Annotated in this window: 18 protein-coding genes; 6 read left to right on the forward strand and 12 right to left on the reverse strand. The window is 71.0% G+C overall.

Annotated elements, in window-relative coordinates; genetic code table 11:
* Positions 1 to 306: 306 nt before the first annotated feature.
* Entirely contained in the window at positions 307 to 723 is a 417-nt protein-coding gene (locus FM112_RS12055) for a VOC family protein (RefSeq protein ID WP_087007877.1), read from the forward strand.
* Positions 724 to 741: 18 nt separating this feature from the next.
* Here the strand turns inward: FM112_RS12055 and FM112_RS12060 are convergent, their stop codons facing one another.
* From FM112_RS12060 to FM112_RS12080, 5 genes are all read right to left on the reverse strand, one after another.
* On the reverse strand, positions 742 to 1,485 hold the full coding sequence (locus FM112_RS12060) for a hypothetical protein (protein WP_087007879.1): 744 nt from the start codon (positions 1,483 to 1,485) through the stop codon (positions 742 to 744).
* Positions 1,478 to 2,590, reverse strand: a complete 1,113-nt coding sequence (locus FM112_RS12065) for a DUF1266 domain-containing protein (RefSeq protein WP_140400675.1) — start codon at positions 2,588 to 2,590, stop codon at positions 1,478 to 1,480. The genes FM112_RS12060 and FM112_RS12065 overlap by 8 nt, the downstream gene beginning before the upstream one ends.
* A gap of 172 nt (positions 2,591 to 2,762) precedes the next feature.
* On the reverse strand, positions 2,763 to 3,797 hold the full coding sequence (locus tag FM112_RS12070) for an NAD(P)-dependent alcohol dehydrogenase (protein WP_087007884.1): 1,035 nt from the start codon (positions 3,795 to 3,797) through the stop codon (positions 2,763 to 2,765).
* Between the two features lie 363 nt (positions 3,798 to 4,160).
* Positions 4,161 to 4,871 (reverse strand): type 1 glutamine amidotransferase domain-containing protein, encoded by a 711-nt coding sequence (locus FM112_RS12075; protein ID WP_087007886.1) that lies wholly within the window; start codon positions 4,869 to 4,871, stop codon positions 4,161 to 4,163.
* A gap of 165 nt (positions 4,872 to 5,036) precedes the next feature.
* Positions 5,037 to 5,747, reverse strand: coding sequence for a hypothetical protein (locus FM112_RS12080; protein WP_140400676.1), 711 nt, complete (start codon positions 5,745 to 5,747; stop codon positions 5,037 to 5,039).
* Positions 5,748 to 5,991: 244 nt separating this feature from the next.
* Here FM112_RS12080 and FM112_RS12085 point away from each other — a divergent pair, with 244 nt between their 5' ends.
* The 4 genes from FM112_RS12085 (at position 5,992) to FM112_RS12100 (ending at position 9,282) form a co-directional block, all read left to right on the forward strand.
* The gene (locus tag FM112_RS12085; RefSeq protein ID WP_087007891.1) at positions 5,992 to 6,213 is read left to right on the forward strand and encodes a hypothetical protein; all 222 of its coding nucleotides are present in this window, start codon (positions 5,992 to 5,994) and stop codon (positions 6,211 to 6,213) included.
* Positions 6,214 to 6,403: 190 nt separating this feature from the next.
* Positions 6,404 to 7,066 (forward strand): hypothetical protein, encoded by a 663-nt coding sequence (locus FM112_RS12090; RefSeq protein ID WP_087007893.1) that lies wholly within the window; start codon positions 6,404 to 6,406, stop codon positions 7,064 to 7,066.
* Positions 7,067 to 7,258: 192 nt separating this feature from the next.
* A complete protein-coding gene (locus FM112_RS12095; RefSeq protein WP_087007895.1) occupies positions 7,259 to 8,749 on the forward strand; it encodes a deoxyguanosinetriphosphate triphosphohydrolase family protein in 1,491 nt (496 codons plus the stop codon).
* Positions 8,750 to 8,808: 59 nt separating this feature from the next.
* Complete coding sequence (locus FM112_RS12100) at positions 8,809 to 9,282, forward strand: ASCH domain-containing protein (protein ID WP_087007897.1); 474 nt, start codon at positions 8,809 to 8,811, stop codon at positions 9,280 to 9,282.
* A gap of 78 nt (positions 9,283 to 9,360) precedes the next feature.
* On the opposite strand, the gene FM112_RS12105 is transcribed toward FM112_RS12100, so the two are convergent.
* From FM112_RS12105 to FM112_RS12125, 5 genes are read right to left on the reverse strand one after another with little or no spacing between them, the layout of a single operon-like run.
* A complete protein-coding gene (locus tag FM112_RS12105) occupies positions 9,361 to 9,867 on the reverse strand; it encodes a hypothetical protein (protein ID WP_087007900.1) in 507 nt (168 codons plus the stop codon).
* Positions 9,860 to 11,053, reverse strand: a complete 1,194-nt coding sequence (locus FM112_RS12110) for a hypothetical protein (RefSeq protein ID WP_087007902.1) — start codon at positions 11,051 to 11,053, stop codon at positions 9,860 to 9,862. The genes FM112_RS12105 and FM112_RS12110 overlap by 8 nt, the downstream gene beginning before the upstream one ends.
* A gap of 9 nt (positions 11,054 to 11,062) precedes the next feature.
* A complete protein-coding gene (locus FM112_RS12115; protein ID WP_087007904.1) occupies positions 11,063 to 11,494 on the reverse strand; it encodes a hypothetical protein in 432 nt (143 codons plus the stop codon).
* Positions 11,491 to 12,738, reverse strand: coding sequence for an SPFH domain-containing protein (locus tag FM112_RS12120; protein WP_087007906.1), 1,248 nt, complete (start codon positions 12,736 to 12,738; stop codon positions 11,491 to 11,493). Before FM112_RS12120 ends, FM112_RS12115 begins: the two co-directional genes overlap by 4 nt.
* Before the next feature lie 12 nt (positions 12,739 to 12,750).
* Positions 12,751 to 13,122: a hypothetical protein gene (locus FM112_RS12125; protein ID WP_087007908.1), complete on the reverse strand. Its 372-nt coding sequence runs from the start codon at positions 13,120 to 13,122 to the stop codon at positions 12,751 to 12,753.
* A gap of 314 nt (positions 13,123 to 13,436) precedes the next feature.
* Here FM112_RS12125 and FM112_RS12130 point away from each other — a divergent pair, with 314 nt between their 5' ends.
* Positions 13,437 to 14,489, forward strand: a complete 1,053-nt coding sequence (locus FM112_RS12130; RefSeq protein ID WP_087007910.1) for a hypothetical protein — start codon at positions 13,437 to 13,439, stop codon at positions 14,487 to 14,489.
* 144 nt (positions 14,490 to 14,633) lie between these two features.
* Here FM112_RS12130 and FM112_RS12135 read toward each other — a convergent pair whose 3' ends face one another.
* The gene (locus FM112_RS12135) at positions 14,634 to 15,668 is read right to left on the reverse strand and encodes an LLM class flavin-dependent oxidoreductase (RefSeq protein WP_217874551.1); all 1,035 of its coding nucleotides are present in this window, start codon (positions 15,666 to 15,668) and stop codon (positions 14,634 to 14,636) included.
* 138 nt (positions 15,669 to 15,806) lie between these two features.
* A complete protein-coding gene (locus FM112_RS12140; RefSeq protein ID WP_087007914.1) occupies positions 15,807 to 17,369 on the reverse strand; it encodes an amidohydrolase in 1,563 nt (520 codons plus the stop codon).
* Positions 17,370 to 17,387 lie beyond the last annotated feature (18 nt).

The raw sequence follows: 17,387 nt of genomic DNA on the forward strand, positions 1-17,387 counted from the left end.
GGCGGGGCCGACGTGGGGCCGGCGTGGGGCCGGGGCGTGGCCTTCGGGGACAGGCTCGTCGGGCAGGGACGGGCTCGCGGGCGGAGGCGAGTGCGTCGAACGGGTACGAGTACGGGTGCGGCCGCACGAACACGGGTTCCGCGCCCCGGCGCGACGGCCCGTAGCCGGTCCGAGTGCACGGATGCGTCGAAGTTCGCGGTTATGGGCCGCGCATAACCGCGAACTTCGACGCATCCGTGCCGCGGCTCCCACGGCGCTTCCCGGCGCACCGGCTACGATCGCCGCATTCGGACCGAGAGGATCCCCATGACCGCATACACCGGCCCGGTGGTCGGCACCGTCGTCTGCCTGCCTGCGAAGGACCTCGACAGGGCGCTGGACTTCTACGCGAGCGTGTTCGCGCTGCCCGCGCTCGAGGCGGAGGGCGAAATGGTCGTCGTCGAGCTGCCGAACCTCTCGCTGTTCCTCATCGCGGAAGAGGAGTTCGCGTCCTACAGCGGCAGGGTCGGCCGCGGCGTGCAGTACCCCTCCGCCGGCACCGGCGTGATCCTCAGCTGCGCGGTCGAGTCGCGCGAGGCGCTCAACGCGATGCTCGACGCCGCTGCGGCGCACGGCGGCGCGGTTCCGAATCCACCCGCGGCGGACGAGGAGCTGAACCTCTACCTCGGCTACTTCTTCGACCCCGACGGGCATCACTGGGAGCTCGCGGTCTCCGAGCGGTAGGACCGCGGCGGTCCGCCCTCAGCGCCAGGTGCCCTCCTGCCAGGGCCATCCCGGTTCCGCAAGCAGCGAGAGTTCGCCCCGGAGACTGCCGAACTCGCATTGGAGCAGCGCCGCGTACTTCTGCCAGCTCCCGCACTCCGCCTCCCTCAACGGCTGAGCGGCCTGCTGCGTGAGCCTGCGCGCCTCGTTCTCCGACGCGTGCCCCGCCGCGCATCCCAGGCGGATCCAGAAAGCCAGCCGGGCGACCGCGGCGGCGAGCTCCTCCTCGCCCTCCGCCGCGGCGAGGTCCTCCCGCCCGTCCTCGAGGGCGCTGCGCCAAGCCGGCTCGCGCAGCGCGCCGAGGTCGCGGAGCAGCTGGTCGATCTTGCGATGCCAGCGGTCATCGGCGGTATCCGGCGCGAGCGCCCAGCGGCCGTGATCGAGGTGATGCCGCTCGACCTCCACCGCCGCAAGACCGAGCAGCCACGCGTCGGTTCGCTGACGGGGCCGGGACGGGCCCTCGAGGCCGCGCAGATCGGCCGGGGTGAATCCCGAGCCGCCCGTGCTCCGCACTCCGGCGCCGTTCCCGGCGCGCCCCGCTTCGGACGAGCCGGCCGCACGCTCAGACGAAGCGCCGGATGCCCCGCGCTTCCGGCGCCTGTCCATCCACACCGCCGCCCCGGCGATGACGAACACCACCGCCACGAGCCACCACGGCATGCCGTCGCTCTGCGTCCCCCGGCCGGGAATGAAGATGAACCCCGGGATCGGAGCCTCAACCACCGGCGGGCTCCGCCCTTCGGCGGCCCCAGAAGGATTCGGCCCGGCGCAGCAGCGGCGCTCCCGGCTCCAGGAGCTCCTCCGCCTCGAGCGCATCGCGGAAACGCCCCTGCGCGGGCGGCACCGGCATATCCCACGGCACGTCGTGCCAGGGCGACATGGCCAGCACCAGCGCCTGCTGCCTGGCCATGTCCAGCACATCCGTCTCGCGCTCCTGCTCGCCTCCGACCGAGTGCCAGTACCACCGGGCCACGCGGAAATGCTCGCCGACCTCGGGCCAGCTTCCGTAGCAGGCCCGCATCTCGTCGACCTGCTCGAGCAGGAAGTCCATCCCCTCCTCCACCGTGAGGTAGCCGGCCGCAGTGCCGGCGCGCACGAGCATCGCGAACCGGACGAGATCCCAGGCGGTGAAGTCCACGCGCATGATCCCCCGGTCGTCGGCCCTGGCGCGACGGAACCGCCACAGCCGCTCGGCGGCCTCCTCATCGCCGGCCCGCGCCTCGAGCATCGCCTCGACCGCGAAGGCTTCCCCCTCGTCGAGCGCCGCCGCGTTCTCGCGCTCGAGGTTGAACGGCACGCGATGCCCGGCGACATGGAGCCAGTGCAACTGCTCGAGGAGCGCGTGCCGGGTTCGGATGCCCCAGTCGCGGATCAGCATCCGCCGGGTCCAGTCGCCGTCGACGCCGGGGAGCCGATCCCAGATGGCCTGATGCCAGAACGCGAACGGCAGCGCGAGCGCCAGCGGCCAATGCCGCGGCTCGGCCTCGAAATCCTCCGGGCGATCCCAGCGCTCCTCCGGACGGTCCCAGCGGAACCTCCACGCGTCGTTGATGATCCGCCGCTCCTCGGGCGTCGCGATCTCCCACCAGTAGTCGGTCTCGACAAGCCCCTTCCCGAGCGCCATCTGCGCGTCGCGCTCCGCGTCGGAAGCCGCGGCTTCCGCGGCCTGCGCTTCGCGCCGCGCCTCCGCCTCCGCGCGCCCGACCGCCTCGGCTTCGGCGCGCTGCCGCCTCCGCCGCAATCGCGGCAGGTAGCCGTAGAGGAAGAACAGCAGCGCGAGGATGAGCACCCCGAACACCGCGAGCAGAGAGAACTCCTCCGGGCTCATGCCGAATATCACCGCGGTACCTCGCCGTCGTCACCCGCATTCCTGCGCCTCACCATAGCAATGGGGAGGGCGCCGGACGGAGGTGGGATTCGCGATGGGGCGGGGCTTTGAAGGCCCGGGCTCATGGAACGGGCCGCCGCGGGGCCGCGGCGGCCCGTTCACCGATCGAGTGCTACGGGGCGACGACCGCGCGGCCTCGCACCGTCCCCTCGTGCAGGCGGGCGTAGGCCTCGGGCGCCTCGTCGATGGAGTAGCGCTCGACGTGCACGCCGATGGAGCCGTTGCGGGCGAGGTCGAGCACCTCCATCAGCTCCGAGCGCGAGCCCCAGTACGGCGCGCGCACCGAGGCGCCGAAGGGGGTCGAGAAGAAGCCCGTGGCCAGGATGCCGCCGCCGATGCCGACGATCTGGATGTCCCCATCCACCGCGACGACCTGGCGCGCGATGTCGATCGTGGGCTGGACGCCGGCGAAGTCGAAGACCGCGTCGGCGCCCCGGCCGCCCGTCAGCTCGCGGATGCGCTCGACCGCGTGCTCGTCGGAGGCGACGACGTGGTGCGCGCCGACCTCCTTGGCGAGTTCGAGCTTCTCCTCGCTCACGTCGACGGCGATGACGGTCGCGCCCGAGACGGCGCGGATGATCTGCACGCCGACGTGGCCGAGGCCGCCCACGCCGATCACGACGGCGACGGCGCCCGCGTGCAGGTGCTCCTTCGCGGAGACGATGGCGTGGTACGGGGTGAGGCCCGCATCGGTGAGCGACACGACCTCGACCGGGTCGAGGTCGCCGAGCGGCACCAGGTGGCGCTTGTCGTCCACGATCACGTATTCGGCCATGGCGCCCGGCGCGCCGAGCCCCGGAGGGGTGATGCCGAGATCGGCCGCGTCCGGGCAGTAGTTCTCCTTGCCCTGCGCGCAGGCGTGGCAGACGCCGCACCCCCACGGCCCGTAGATGGCGTAGGAGCCGCCGAGCTCGATGCCCTCGACGCCCTCGCCGAGCTTGTCGACGACGCCGGCGCCCTCGTGGCCGAGGGTGAGGGGGAGTCCGTAGGTGTACTGCTCGGCGGGCAGGCCCATGACGAACCAGTCCGAGTGGCAGAGCCCCGCCGCCGTGACCTTGAGCCGGATCTGCCCGGGGCCGGGCTCCGGGGTGTCGACCTCGACGACCTCGGGCCCCTTGCCGATTTCGCGATACTGAACCGCCTTCATGATGCTCCCTTCGCAGAACTGTCCGCGCCGATGCGGCGCGCTCCCAGTCTCTCGCGCGCCGGGGCGTCGTTCGCGTGAAAGGCACGTGAATTCTCGGGCGGGATGCCGTTCCGGGGTCGCCGGTTCGAGAGCCGCCGATTCGGGAGCTGCCGGTTCGGGGTCGCCGGTTCGGGAGCCCCCGATTCGGGAGCCGCCGGTTCGGAGTCGCCGATTCGGGGCGGATAGCCGGGCCGAGGGATATCGCGGGGCCGCCCCGCTATCCGCCCCAGGCGCGTCCCCGGGGCGAGCACGCGGTGCCCGCGATCGGCGTCACCGCGATCGTCCGCCCCGGTCGCATCCCGGAGCGAGGCACCGGGGCGCGGGCTACGGCTCCCGTCGCGCGGGCATCGCGTCGAGCAGCGTGGCGACGCTCTCGGCGGTCGCCTTCGCGGAGCCGGGGTTCTGGCCGGTGATGAGGGTGCCGTCGACCACGACGTTCGAGACGAACGGGACCAACGCCTTCTCGTAGCGCGCGCCGCGCCGCTGCGCGTCGGCCTCCGCGTTGTAGGGCACGAGTCTATCGACGCCCGCCAGCCGCTCCTCCAGCCAAGAGAAGCCGGTCATCCGCCGCCCGTCGATGAGGAAGGAGCCGTCGGAGAGGCGGACGTCGAGCAGGCCGCAGTACCCGTGGCAGACGGAGGAGACGATGCGGCCGCCCTCGAACAGGTCGCGGGCGATGCGCTGCAGCCCCTCGCTCTCGCGGAAGTCGTACATGACGGCGTGGCCGCCCGTGAAGTAGACGGCGTCGAAGTCGGCCGCGTCGATCTCCTCGGGATGCAGGGTGCGCTCGAGCAGCGCCATCCTCGCGGGATCCGAGTGCCACGCCTTGGCGCTCGCGTCGTAGTTGGGGAACTTCAACGAGCGCGGTTCGAGCGGGGCGCCGCCGCCCTCGGGGCTGACGATGACCTGCTCGAAGCCGTGCTCCTCGAACACCTCCCACGCGTGGGTGAGCTCCGAGAGCCACAGCCCGGTGGGATGCTCGGAGTCGCCGTAGCGGTCGACATTGGTGACGACGTGCAGGATGCGCTTGGACATGCGAGCCTCTTCCTGATCGGGTGGGTGCTGACCGGCCGCTCGGAACCGTGCACCGCGGGTTGCGACCCGCGAGGCGCGCTCCGATGCCGATGGGCGGTACCGTACGCGTCGGTGCTGGATTTCCGGCGGCCGGCGGCTGTCGACTGGCTGTCCGGGGGCGCCCTGCTACGAAGCTCCCAAACCGGGATTGGCAGCCATGAGGGTTTCGATGGTGTCGGCGATCATTTCGTCCGACCCGTGGACGAGTGCGATCCACACGTTGTCGAGAAATGCATAAACGATGGTCGCGGTGTCGTGCACACCGCCGGGTACTTCGTACTCGAATACGGGAACGCCGTTCAGCGAGGTCTCTGTAAGACCGTCATCCCCACGCAAGCCGTTGATCAGTGCGTGCAGTCCCTCGTCGTCGAGTTCCACCACCCATTGCCACGTAACGAATTCCCAGCCGTATCCCCAGCTGCAGCCGTGCACGCTCTGAGCATCGTCCATCGCACTGCTCGCGACCGGCCCGGCAAGGTTGTAGAACACCTCTGTGTCCACCTCGGTCACGGATTCCTCGATCGTGAGTTCACCGTGACCGGGATAGTTCTCCACCCAGTCCTCTGCTGCTTGGTACAGACCGGGGTTCAGCTGCTCGCAGCCCGGCACGACCAAGGGCTCCGGCTCCCCTGAGCTTTCAGTCTCTACTGCCTCGACCTCCGACGGCGCCGTCTCCTCGGCATCCGAGCTGGAAGGCTCCTGTCCCGTGGCTGCCCCGGCGTCAGCCTGCCCGGCCGGCGGGTCCGCCGATCCCGGACCGCCGGCGCATCCTGCCAGTGCAAGCACCAGCGCCGCCGCGACGAACACGCCTCCGTACCGGTTCTTCCGAATACCCACCCGAATCAGCTCCTCGACGCAGTCTGAAAATCACGCTTCTGCGATTAGATCACGCCCGGGCATCCCTGCTTTGCATCAGATGCGTCGCAGTTCGTCGTCATGCCCGGTACATAACAGCGAACTGCGACGCATCTGCGAAAGCAGCTGCGCGAGTGAGGCCCAGTGCGCCGCAGTGCGCTCCCGCCCCGGGCTCAGCGGAGCGCACTACCCTTGGCGCGAAAATCGACGGCTGGAGGGGCTCCGCATGGCGACGCAGCGATCGAGACGACCACCCCGGCGCGGAATCGCGCCCGGACTGGCGCTGTTCATCGCCCTCGGGTTCACCGCGATCGCGATATGGGCTGCAGCCGCCGGCCAGCTGAAACTCTCCATCAGCCAGTTGATCCTGGCACTCGTGTGGTTCATATGGTTCTTCGTCGAGCTCCACCGCAAGCGGCAGGGGCCGGCGGATCCGCAGGCGCACTGACTCCGAGCAGGCGACGATCCCCGGAGCCTCGCGCGAGGGCACCGCTCGGGCGCACGATGCGGGGCTTCAGCCAGACCGTGCCCCTGTCGCATTCGTTCCACTCGACGCGAGCGATCTTGCCACCGGTTCGGGCCGACTGGAGCTTCCTCGTCCGTGAGGGTTCCGAGCTTGTCTCACTAGGGTGGCGGGCATGTTCTCGAACGGGAAGAGACGACGGCGCGCCAAGAAGGTCGGCCCCGGCGACGGGCATCCGCTCCAGCGGTTCCGCTGGTGGCAGCCGTTCTCCCGGTCGCTCCTCCACCTTCGGCTCGTCGAGGAGGACGGACGGCGGCGCATCTGGTCGGTCGACGTTCGGCACGGCGGAGATTCGGAGGGCAACGTCAAGGCGCAGCTCTACCGGGACGGCATCCACCACGCCACGTCGAAGCTCCCGGCGGCCTTCCCCGTCCCGGGCGGCACCATCGAGGTGGAGACGAGCAGCTACGGGCTCAAGCGCTGCCACTTCGTGACCGCAGACGGGGCCGAACATCAGCTCTCCCCGGACCGCGCCTCCGCCGAGGGACGGCGCGCGTGGCTCGACCGCGAGCACCGCGGCCTCAGCAGGCTCATCGGCGCCGTGTCCATCGCGATCCTCCTCGTCTCCCTCGTGCTCGGAATCCCGCAGATCGTGGAGCAGATCACCCGCATCCCCTGGGTCGCGGAGCACATCGGCACCTTCACCTCGCCCATCCACCTGCCCGCGGCGTTCAACGTCTCGCTCATCATCGCCTCCCTCCTCGCGAGCACCGAGCGGGCGCTCCGGCTGCGCAACAACTGGCTCCTCGACGGCGGTCTGTTCGACGGCGAGGAGTAGCTCCGGGGCAGGCGCGAGCCCGGACGCATCAGATGCGTCGCAATCTGCGGTTATGCGCGACTCATAACCGCGAACTGCGACGCATCTGTGCGGACCCGTAGCCCGGCAGCCGGGCCCGTGCGAGCGGCCACGCGGACGGCCCGGCCCGTCCGAAGCGCTCGCGCCCGCGCCCGATCTGCCACACTGATCCCCATGACTGCCGCCGACCCGCGCACCGCCCGCGTCGTCCCCGAGGCGCTCGACGAGTTCCAACAGGCCGAGCGCCATCCGGAGTACCGCGTCGACGTGGAGCGCATCCGCTTCTCCCCATACTTCTCGCGCCTGTCCTCCGTGACGCAGGTCATCTCGCCCACCGGCGCGGGCCTCGCCGTGCACAACCGGCTCACGCACAGCGTGAAGGTCGCGGCCGTCGCGCGCGCCATCGCCGTCCAGCTCGAGGCCGCGCAGGACGACTCGGGCCGGCTCGTCCGCGAGCTCGGCGGCTGCCACCCGGTCGTCGTACAGGCCGCCGCGAGCGCCCACGACCTCGGGCATCCCCCGTTCGGGCACCTCGGCGAGCAGACCCTCGACCGGGTCGCCCGCGAGCAGTTCGGCCTGGTGGACGGCTTCGAGGGCAACGCGCAGACGTTCCGCATCATGACGCGGCTCGACGAGCACGATAAGCCCGGCATCGGCCTCAACCTCACGGCCGCGGTGCGCGCCGCGGTGCTGAAGTACCCGTGGCTGCGCGGCGAGGGCGGCGGCCGGCGCGGCGGATCCCGCAAGTTCTCGGCGTACGCGATCGATCTCGACGCGATGCACGACGCGCTGGCCGCGTATCCGCGCATCGATCCCGGCCAGCAGACGGTCGAGTGCTCGGTGATGGACATCGCCGACGACATCGCCTATTCGATGCACGACCTCGACGACTTCTACCGGACCGGGCTGCTGGATCAGACGATCATCGCCGCGGAGTTCCACGCGTGGAAGCGGGACCTCGCCGACCTCCGCCGGGCGGACGAGGCCGAGCTCGCCGCGGGGCAGCGGACGCCGGGGCGCTCGCTCGAGCTGCTGTGGCGCCGCCTCGCCTCGCGGGATCCCTGGATCGCCGACGCGGATGCGTTCGCGCAGGCCGTGCAGAAGGTGGCCCGGGAGGTGATCGACGGCCTGCTCGCCGTGCCGTTCGACGGATCGCTCGCGGCGGAGCGCGGCCTCGCGTCGTTCACCTCCGAGTGGATCCGGCACCTGCAGCGCTCGATCGTCGTGCACGCGGAGCCGGAGCTGCGCTCGGGGCACGTGAGCCTCGACCGGCAGGCATGGCACGAGGTCGCCGTGCTGAAGTTCCTGCACGAGCGGTTCATCCTCGACCGTCCCGACCTCGCGGTGTATCAGCGCGGCCAGGCGAGCCTGCTCGAGCGGCTCGTGATGGGCTTCGCCGCGTGGCTGGAGGATCCGGACGACGCGCGGCGCGCCCCGCGCCGCCTCGTCGACTTCGTCGAGCTCGCGACGGAGGACTCGCTGCGGCTGCGGGAGGAGCATCCCGAGCTCGCGGGCGAGCGGGACGGCCCCGAGCTGCGCCGGCGGGCCGCGGGGCGGGGCATCATCGACTACGTCGCCGGGCTGAGCGACACGCAGGCGATCTCGCTCGACGCGCTGCTCTCGGGCCGCACGGAGCGGCTGTGGGATGCGGGGCAGGGGCTCTAGCGGCGGCTCGGCGCGCGGGCGGATTGCGCCCGCGGCCCGTCCCGCCGGAGAATCGTCGCATGGATGATCCCGCCCCGCTCGAGGACTTCTGGTGCCGGGCGCGCGCCGAGGCCCCGGACCTTCCCGAAGCCCTGCCCGAGGCGTGGGCGTTCGGCGCGACCCCGGAGCATGCGGATGCGCTGCTGGAGCTCGTGCTCGACGGCGTCAAGACGGGGACGGCGTCTTCGCTGCGGGACTACGAGGAGACCGGCGAGCCGCTGCCCGAGGCGGGCGAGCCGAGCATCATCCTCGACGGACGGGGCGCGCCGCGCGCGGTGATCGAGACGCAGGAGGTCCGCATCGTGCCCTTCGACGAGGTCGACGCCGAGCACGCCAGCGCGGAGGGCGAGGGCGACCGCTCGCCGGCCTACTGGCGCGAGTCGCACGAGCGCTTCTGGCGCCGGTACTCCGAGAGCCCGCGCGGCTTCGACTCCCGCATGCCTGTGATCTGCGAGCGGTTCCGGCTCGTCTATCCGCGGCCCGCCGAATCCTGAGCCGGAACCGGCTGGGGCCTCCGCAAGAGCCCCGGAGCGAGGCGGATGCGGAGCGCCTCGCACCGGTGCAGGCGCGCCTCAGCCGACGAACCGCTCCAGACGTCCGGCCTCATCGAGGTTTCCCGCCGCCGTGAGCTCTTCCCAGAGCGCGCGCTCCTGCGCCCAGCCGTGCCGGTCGTCGACATCGCAGCGGATCGGGAGGGCGTGCTCGACGTAGCTGATGTTGCCGCCGCACCGCGGGCAGGTGAACCGATGGGTGACCAGCGCGCGCCGCTTCCCCTCGACCTCGTCGACGGCCTCCTCGACACGCGCATCCGCCGCGCGCGCGAGATCGAGCGTCGCCGAGGCTCCGACGGCCGGACGCCGTGCCGCCACGGACCGGAAGCTCAGCAGCGCGAGCATCAGCAGCAGCGCGATCGGCACGCCGTAGACGATGACGCGCAGCACGTCGGCCGCGCCATCGCCGAAGAACAGCCTGGCGATCGCCGTGTCGCTCATCACGGGCACCAGCGCGAAGAAGATCACGAACCCGATGACGAGCACCACCGCGAGGGGGCCCGAGAGGTTCCGGAAGAGCTTAGACATGGACGGCCCTCACACTCATGCTCATATCGACGGGACGGCCGCAGGATTCGCAGTCGCGCGCCTCCTGCAGCTCGAGCACCGCCGGCGTCCCGCAGCTCTCGCACACCGCGAACGCGTGCGTGCCGTGCACGGCGCGCGCCAGGCGCTTCCGGAACAGGGCGTCGACCGCCTCATCGGCCCTCGCGTGCATCTGGTGCCGCACCACCGCGTAGTTCGACAGGGGGACGAGCACCGCGAGCGCCACCGCGATCCAGAGGAAGACGCCGAGATAGGGCAGCCACTGCGCCGCGAACACCCGCGAGCCGAAGAGGAACCCGATCACGACCGAGGCGACGTACCCGACCGCGCTCAGCACGACGGCGAAGACGACGAAGAGGAACATGTTCGTCTCGTTGCCGGCGGACTGCGCGTAGACCCGCTTCCAGCGGTCGTCCGGCATGTAGACCGCGACGATCGCGCCCAGCCCCACCAGCAGGGGCACGGCCCACCCGTCCGTGCTGAACGTCGCGAACCACGTCGCGGCGACCAGGAAGATGATGGTCCAGACCCGCCAGGCGAGCACGAGGGAGTCGCCGAGGCCGGGATGGCTGTAGTCCTCGTAATACGGCCGCCACCGCTCGTACAGGGACACCTTCTTCGTGAACCGCTCCGCCGAGCGCCGCATCGCGGCCGCGCTCCGCCCCGAGTGGCGGGCATCCCCGCGTCCCCCGGTCGCCTCGAGCGCGAGCACGTCCTGCGTGTACTCGACCCCGTCGGCGCCGGTCCCGATGCCCGCGCGGTCGAAGTCGCGGATGCCGAGGATCCGGCTGACGTAGACCGAATCGACCTCGCCGAGCTTGCGCCGGACCAGCTCCGCGATGCGCCAGCGCTCGAGCCCCCGGGCCGCGGCGTAGACGAGCACGGCCGTCGCCAGGGTTGCGAGCAGATACACGACCGTCGACGGCGTGGCACCCGCGGCGATCTGGACGATCGAGTCGAGCGCCGCCTCGCAGGCGGGATCGGACTCCGACGCGACGCAGGCGTCGAACACCGACCGGTCGAAGGACACGAATCCGAGGAACATCCCCGTCGCGCCGAGCAGACCCATGAAGTCGCCCCCGAGCAGGCTCAGGAACGCGAGCAGGACGAGGTACGCGGCCATGAGGACGATGACCGCCGCCGACCATATCCGCAGCAGGGTGTACATCGCGCCGCCCTACGCCTTCCCGCCCGAGGCCCTGAAGGGGGCCCGCGGATCCGCCGCCCGGGCCTCCTCCGCCAGCCGCGCCTGCTTCGTCTCCGCATGGTTCGCCGCGAGCGAGAGGAGCAGCAGCACGACCGCCGCGGCCCAGGCGAGGACGAGCAGGACGATCTGCCAGACCCCGAGCAGACCGCCGACGAGCAGCACGACGAGGCTGATGACGAGCGGCGCGACCGCGCCGAGCACCGCCGGGATGAAGTTGTTCGCGTCGCCCGTCCGGGTCTCCATGAAGACGAGCAGCAGCACGGCCGCGTAGATCTCCGCGATCACGAGTCCCGCGAGCGCGCCGATGAACGCGCCCGGGGCATCCGGGACGAGCAGGAGCGCGACCGCGACGGTCGCGCCGACGACGACCAGGGCGCAGGCGGCGAGCAGGACCTTCCTCACTGCGCACCTCCGCACATCGGGCAGAACCTCGCCGCCGCGACGATCTGCTCGCCGCAGTGCATGCAGAACTTCGGCGCCGCCGCGGGCTCCTCGTCATCGGCGCCCCGATCGGGTCGCGCCGGCTCCTCGGGCTCGGAGGTCCGCCCCGGCGCCGTCGCGGTCGCGCCGAGGTCGTTGGCCACGAAGAGCCCGGTGGTCGGCGGAGGCGGGACGTCGGGCTGCTGCTCCCGCGAGGCCTGCACGTCCTCGGCGCTCTGCACGAACATCCCGCCCATCACGTTGCCCATCTGCGATCCCATCGCCAGGCCCACGCCCGCGGACATGAAGTCGCCGCCCACGCCGGTGTTGCCGGCCCCGCTCTGCAGCACGTCGAACTGGCGCTCCTCCTGGAAGGTGAAGCCCTGCGCCTGCCTGCTCGCGGCGGTTCCGAACCCGGTCTGCTCGATGCCGAAGCGCTCCGCCTCGGCGGCGCGCAGCTTCTCGTACTTCTCGATGTCGGCCTCGGTCAGGCGGCCCCACCACGAGGCGAACTGCTCGACCGACCGCTCATCGCCCTCGAGGGCGCGGATCTGGAAGCTCCGCAGCTCCATGCCGTACCGGTCGAGCTCGGGGGCGATGTGGACGGCGAGGTACTCCGAGAGCTGCGGCAGCTGGGCGTAGTGGTCGCCGTAGTTCACCTGGCGCAGCACCTGCGCCAGCCCGCCCTGGATCCTCGTGAGCACCGAGTCGACCAGGAACCGCTGCATGCCGCGCTGGGTGACGCTCCGCTCATCCCCGTACTGCTCGCGCAGCTCCTGGATGAACTGCCAGAGCAGCTCGGTGCCGTCCTCGCCCTCCGCGTCGAGCTGCGGCGCCAGCTTCACCTGGACGTTGCCGTTCGCCGCGATGCGGGCGGTCGTCTTGAACGCGTCGAAGTAGTTGAGGTTGATGGAGATGCGATTGGGCGTGCCCCAGTTGAGGTTGCGCAGGCCGGTCGAGACGAACCAGATCTCGCCGCTCGACGGCACCTCGCCGCTGTGGAACCGCGAGACGACCCACGACAGGCCCTGCGTGTAGTTGCCGTCGATCCGGTGCTTGCCGGGCCCCATCGCCTTGACGATGACGCCGTTCGACACCCAGAACGCGATCTGGTTGGGGCCGACCACCACGGTGGTGTTCTTCTTGACGTTCGCGTTGTGATAGCGCCACGCGAAGGCATCGGACGAGCCCTCGAACTTCACCACCTCGAAGAGGTTGAACACCATGCGATTCCCTTTCTATTCCGGAGTCTCGTAGCCGAGCTCGACGAGCAGCTCCTGCACGTGCGGCTCGTCGAGGGCGATGTCGTTGCGCCATCCCTCGTCGAGTTCGCTCGCGACGATGTGCCGCAGCGCGAACTCCTCCTCGGTGACCTCGCGGGTCCAATCCGTTCCGCCCGTGGCCGTGCTCAGGTAGTAGGTGCCGTCGTCGCAGCTGGATCCCACGAACCGGATCTCGCCGCCCGGCCCCTCGACCCGCACCGGATCGCACGCCACGTCGGCGTCCTGCTTCGGATGCCAGCGCTCGGCGCCGACCAGGCTGAGGAAGCCGACCACCGAGAGCACGAGCAGCGCGATCGTGAACCCGGTTCTCATGAGCCAGAGGAGCATGCTGCCTTCGTGTCCTTCGCTGTCGTGGTGGTCGAGCCGCCGGGCATCGGCGCTGCGCCGAGCGCGACCGCCGGGATGCCGGCCCTCGCGATCGCGCGCCCGGTCGTGCTCGGCGGGGCTCCTGGGCGCGGACCCGGGCTTCGGCTTCAAACGTATGCATCGGCAGGCCGCCCGACCGCGGAAACGGCCAACTCTGAACGACTCTGAACGATCCGAACGGCCTTCGTATACTCTTGGATCCGCGCAATGACGGGCTTCTCGGTCGATTGACACCCGAGAGCCCCACGAGGATTCCGGGCACAGGAGGACGGCCGATGGAGGGCTTCGATACGGCATCGGAGGCGACGCGGGAGCCCCTGGATCGCTTCGCGCTGGACCTGCAGCGGCTCCGCGAGCTGCGGGGGGTCTCCTACACCGACCTCGCGGCCCGGGTATCCGAGCTGCGGACCGCGCGCGGCCTCCACGAGGCCGCGGCGCGCACGCCCCGATCCACGGTCTACAACTGCTTCCGCACCGGCCGTGCGCGCATCGACACGGGCCTCCTCCGAGACATCGCGCTCGCCCTGACCCGCGACGAGGCGGAGGCCGAAGGCTGGGTCGCCCGCTACCTCGAGGCCCGCGAGCAGTCCGAGGCGCTGCGGCGGACGGCCGCGAACGCAGCGCCGGCCGGGGCCCCGGCCGAGCCGGGCCCCGCGCCGGCGGCCTCCGATCAGCCGCGACCGGCGAGGCTCTCCTGGAGGGTCGTGGTGCTGACGATCCTCGCCGGCGTGCTCATCAACCGCCTCGGCATGGAGCTGAACACCCACTTCGGGTTCTCGCTGTTCCTCGACATGATCGGCACCTGCATCGCGGCCATCGTCCTCGGCCCCTGGCACGGCGTCGCCGTCGCCGTGCTCTACCAGGGCATCGCGCTCCTCGGCCACTTCGACGCGGGGGCGCTCTTCGGCCTCGTGAACATCACCGGCGCCCTCGTGTGGGGCTACGGCGTCCGCCGTTTCAAGATGGGCGGCGACTTCTCCCGCTTCGCACTCCTCGGCCTCGCCGCGGCCATCGCCTGCTCCGCCGTGGGAGTGCCCATCAACATGCTCCTCTCCGCCGGCGGGGCGTGGTCCGGGCTGGACGCCTCCGTCCAGTCCCTGGAGTCCATGGGCGTCTCCTTCACCGCGGCGATCCTCTCCGCGAACATCACCGCCTCCATCATCGACAAGCTCCTCGCGGGCTTCATCGCCCTGGTGGTCTTCGTCCTCCTCCACCGCCGCTACGGCTTCCCCGCCGCGCACATGCCCCTCGTGGAGCATCTGGGGATCCTGCGGGTCCCGGGAATGCCGTCGAGTCATCGGCCGAAGACCTTCCGACCGGCGTCCTGACGACCCGGGCGGCGCCGCCGCGGAGAAGGCCTGGCGGAAGCCCGTCGCGCGGTGGTGTGCGACGGGCTTCCGTCATCCGCCCGGCGTGCGTGGGCGGCGCGCCGGGAGCGCGAGACCAGTGACCGGTCTTTTCGACGGGAGCGCCTACTTCCACCCGAGCGCCGGGGCGACGTGGGTGAGGATCGCGTCGAGCACGTGGGCGTTGTAGTCCACGCCGAGCTGGTTCGGCACCGTGAGCAGCAGCGTGTCGGCGGCCTGGACGGCCTCGTCGCGGCGCAGCTGGGCGATCAGCTCCTCCGGCTCCGCGGCGTAGGAGCGCCCGAACACCGAGCGGGTGTCGTCGATGATGCCGAACTGGTCGGCGGCATCGCCGCTGCCGAGGAAGTAGCGGCGGTCCATATCGTTCACGATCGCGAAGATCGAGCGCGACACCGAGACGCGCGGCTCGAAGCCGTGGTCCTGCTCCGCCCACTCCTCGCGGAACGCCTCGATCTGCTTGCGCTGCTGCACGTGGAACGGCTCGCCGGACTCGTCGTCCTTGAGCGTCGAGGACATGAGGTTCATGCCCTGCTGGGCGGCCCAGCGCGCGGTCGCGTTCGACCCGGCGCCCCACCAGATCCGCTCGCGCAGCCCTTCCGAGTGCGGCTCGAGGCGGAGCAGCCCGGGCGGGTTGGGGAACATCGGCCGCGGATTCGGCTGCGCGAAGCCCGTGCCCTCGAGCAGCTCGAGAGCGACCTCGGTGTGCCTTCGGGCCATATCGGCCGGGGTCTCGCCCTCGGCCGGCTCGTAGCCGAAGTAGCGCCAGCCGTCGACGACCTGCTCGGGCGAGCCGCGGCTGATGCCGAGCTGCAGCCGCCCGCCCGAGATGAGGTCGGCCGCGCCCGCATCCTCGACGAAGCTCAGAGGATTGACGTAGCGCATGTCGATGACGCCCGTGCCGATCTCGATGCGGCTCGTGCGCGCACCCACCGCCGCGAGGAGCGGGAAGGGCGAGCCGAGCTGACGCGCGAAATGGTGCACGCGGAAGTAGGCGCCGTCCGCGCCGAGCTCCTCGGCCGCGACCGCGAGATCGATGCTCTGCTGCAGCACGTCGGCCGCCGTGCGCGTGGCGGAGGTGGGATGCGGCGACCAGTGGCCGAACGACAGGAAGCCGATGGATTTACTTGAATTCACATAGATCTCAACCGGTTGCGATGGGAGAGTATTCCTCGGACTCGGCGGTCGTGTCAGAAGTATGCCGGCTACCGCCGGTGCTGCACGCTCGGCGCGCAGCACCGGCGGTAGCCGGCATAGTTTTGGACGGCACGGCCGGGCAGGCTACGCCGAGTAGACCGTCCTGCCGCCGACCACCGTCTCGAGCACCTCGGTCGCCCCGATCTCGTCCTCCGCGACGGCGAACAGATCGCGATCGAGCACGACGAAGTCGGCCCGCTTCCCGGCTTCCAACGTGCCCCGCTCGTGCAGCCTTCCCACGGCCTCGGCCCCGACACGCGTCACCGCCTGCAGCGCCGCGTGGAGATCGATCGGATGCGTCGCGTGCTGCAGTGCGCCCTGGATGCCGGGGAACAGGTTCGGGTCGCTGGTGATGATCCAGTCCGAGCCGATGGTCATCCGCACGTCGTGATCGCGCATGGCTGCGAACCGGAAACCCGCCCCCAGGCCGTACTCCGGGATGTGCCACAGCGCGGGGGACATCTCCGCCGTCACGTCGAGCGAGGAGAACCGGCCGTAGTCGCGTTCGGAGACGAATCCCGCGTGAGCGACCTCATGCCTGACGCCCGGGCCGTTCTCCTCGCGGACCCTCTCCACTGCGTTCAGGCAGGTCCGCACGGCGCCCTCGCCCGCGCAGTGCACCTTCACCGTGAGCCCCTCGGCATCGAACCTGCCGATCGCCTCCGCGAGCTCGTCCTCGGCGACCAGCAGCCACGACCCGTCCACCTCCCGCCCGTCCTCCGAGAGCGTCGCGTGGGTGGGGACCGGCGGCAGCGGCGCCCCGTCGATCCAGATCTTCACGAACCGGGTGTCGACATGCTCGCTCGCCCAACGGTCCCGCTGCGCGATCGCCTCCTCGAGCTCATCCGGGCGCGCCATCCCGAATGCCTCGTTGCGCCAGACGAGATGCGCGGCCACGTTGAGATGCAACCGACCCGTCTCGTCCAGCGCCCGATAGGCCTCGAGCACGGGCCGGGCGGCCGAGGCCTCCTGAACCGAGGTGATGCCGTGGCTGTGGCACACGCCCACCGCCCATTCGAGGGCGTCCCGGTAGACCTGCGGCGGATAGTGGGGAATCGAGCGGAGCACGGGCCACGTCGCCTCCTCGATCAGCTCGCCGGTGAGCGCGCCCTCCTCATCCCTCCGGTACAGGCCGCCGTGGCCGTACTCGTCCCCCTCGTCGATGCCCGCGCGCTCGAGCGCCCTCGAGTTCACCACCCCGTGATGGATCGAGTAGTCGTAGAGGTAGACGGGGACGTCCGGGAAGGCCTCGTCCAGCTGCCTCCTCCCGAGCCGTTCCCGGCCCGGCGGCGCGGGGAACACCTCGCCGCCGACCACCCACTCGCAGCACCCGGCGCCCCGCCGTCCGGCGGCGTGCTCCTCGCGCAGTTCGCGCACGATCTCCGCGGCAGACGCACCGGGCGTCAGCCGCTGCTCGAACCGGTGCTTCACCCCGCTGGAGACCAGATGGGTATGCGCGTCGTGCAGCCCGGGCATCACCATGCGGCCCGCCAGGTCGATCGTCTCGGCGGATCCGCCGGCCCGCTCACGGGCTTCCGCCGAATCGCCGACGAATGCGATCCTGGCCCCGTCGATCACCATCGCCTCGGCGAAGGGCCGCGCGGGGTCCGCGGTGTAGATGGTGCCGTTCCTGTACAGCGTCGTCATCGCGCTCTCCTCAGCCGC

The sequence above is a fragment of the Gulosibacter sp. 10 genome (assembly GCF_900163695.1).
GTDB lineage: Bacteria > Actinomycetota > Actinomycetes > Actinomycetales > Microbacteriaceae > Gulosibacter.

What these genes read in the sequence shown, in the direction of transcription:
- FM112_RS12055 (WP_087007877.1), top strand. Translation starts at nt 307, where the DNA reads ATGACCGCATACACCGGCCCGGTGGTCGGCACCGTCGTCTGCCTGCCT.
- FM112_RS12065 (WP_140400675.1), bottom strand. Translation starts at nt 2,590, where the DNA reads ATGAGCCCGGAGGAGTTCTCTCTGCTCGCGGTGTTCGGGGTGCTCATC.
- FM112_RS12070 (WP_087007884.1), bottom strand. Translation starts at nt 3,797, where the DNA reads ATGAAGGCGGTTCAGTATCGCGAAATCGGCAAGGGGCCCGAGGTCGTC.
- FM112_RS12075 (WP_087007886.1), bottom strand. Translation starts at nt 4,871, where the DNA reads ATGTCCAAGCGCATCCTGCACGTCGTCACCAATGTCGACCGCTACGGC.
- FM112_RS12085 (WP_087007891.1), top strand. Translation starts at nt 5,992, where the DNA reads ATGGCGACGCAGCGATCGAGACGACCACCCCGGCGCGGAATCGCGCCC.
- FM112_RS12090 (WP_087007893.1), top strand. Translation starts at nt 6,404, where the DNA reads ATGTTCTCGAACGGGAAGAGACGACGGCGCGCCAAGAAGGTCGGCCCC.
- FM112_RS12095 (WP_087007895.1), top strand. Translation starts at nt 7,259, where the DNA reads ATGACTGCCGCCGACCCGCGCACCGCCCGCGTCGTCCCCGAGGCGCTC.
- FM112_RS12100 (WP_087007897.1), top strand. Translation starts at nt 8,809, where the DNA reads ATGGATGATCCCGCCCCGCTCGAGGACTTCTGGTGCCGGGCGCGCGCC.
- FM112_RS12105 (WP_087007900.1), bottom strand. Translation starts at nt 9,867, where the DNA reads ATGTCTAAGCTCTTCCGGAACCTCTCGGGCCCCCTCGCGGTGGTGCTC.
- FM112_RS12110 (WP_087007902.1), bottom strand. Translation starts at nt 11,053, where the DNA reads ATGTACACCCTGCTGCGGATATGGTCGGCGGCGGTCATCGTCCTCATG.
- FM112_RS12120 (WP_087007906.1), bottom strand. Translation starts at nt 12,738, where the DNA reads ATGGTGTTCAACCTCTTCGAGGTGGTGAAGTTCGAGGGCTCGTCCGAT.
- FM112_RS12125 (WP_087007908.1), bottom strand. Translation starts at nt 13,122, where the DNA reads ATGCTCCTCTGGCTCATGAGAACCGGGTTCACGATCGCGCTGCTCGTG.
- FM112_RS12130 (WP_087007910.1), top strand. Translation starts at nt 13,437, where the DNA reads ATGGAGGGCTTCGATACGGCATCGGAGGCGACGCGGGAGCCCCTGGAT.
- FM112_RS12140 (WP_087007914.1), bottom strand. Translation starts at nt 17,369, where the DNA reads ATGACGACGCTGTACAGGAACGGCACCATCTACACCGCGGACCCCGCG.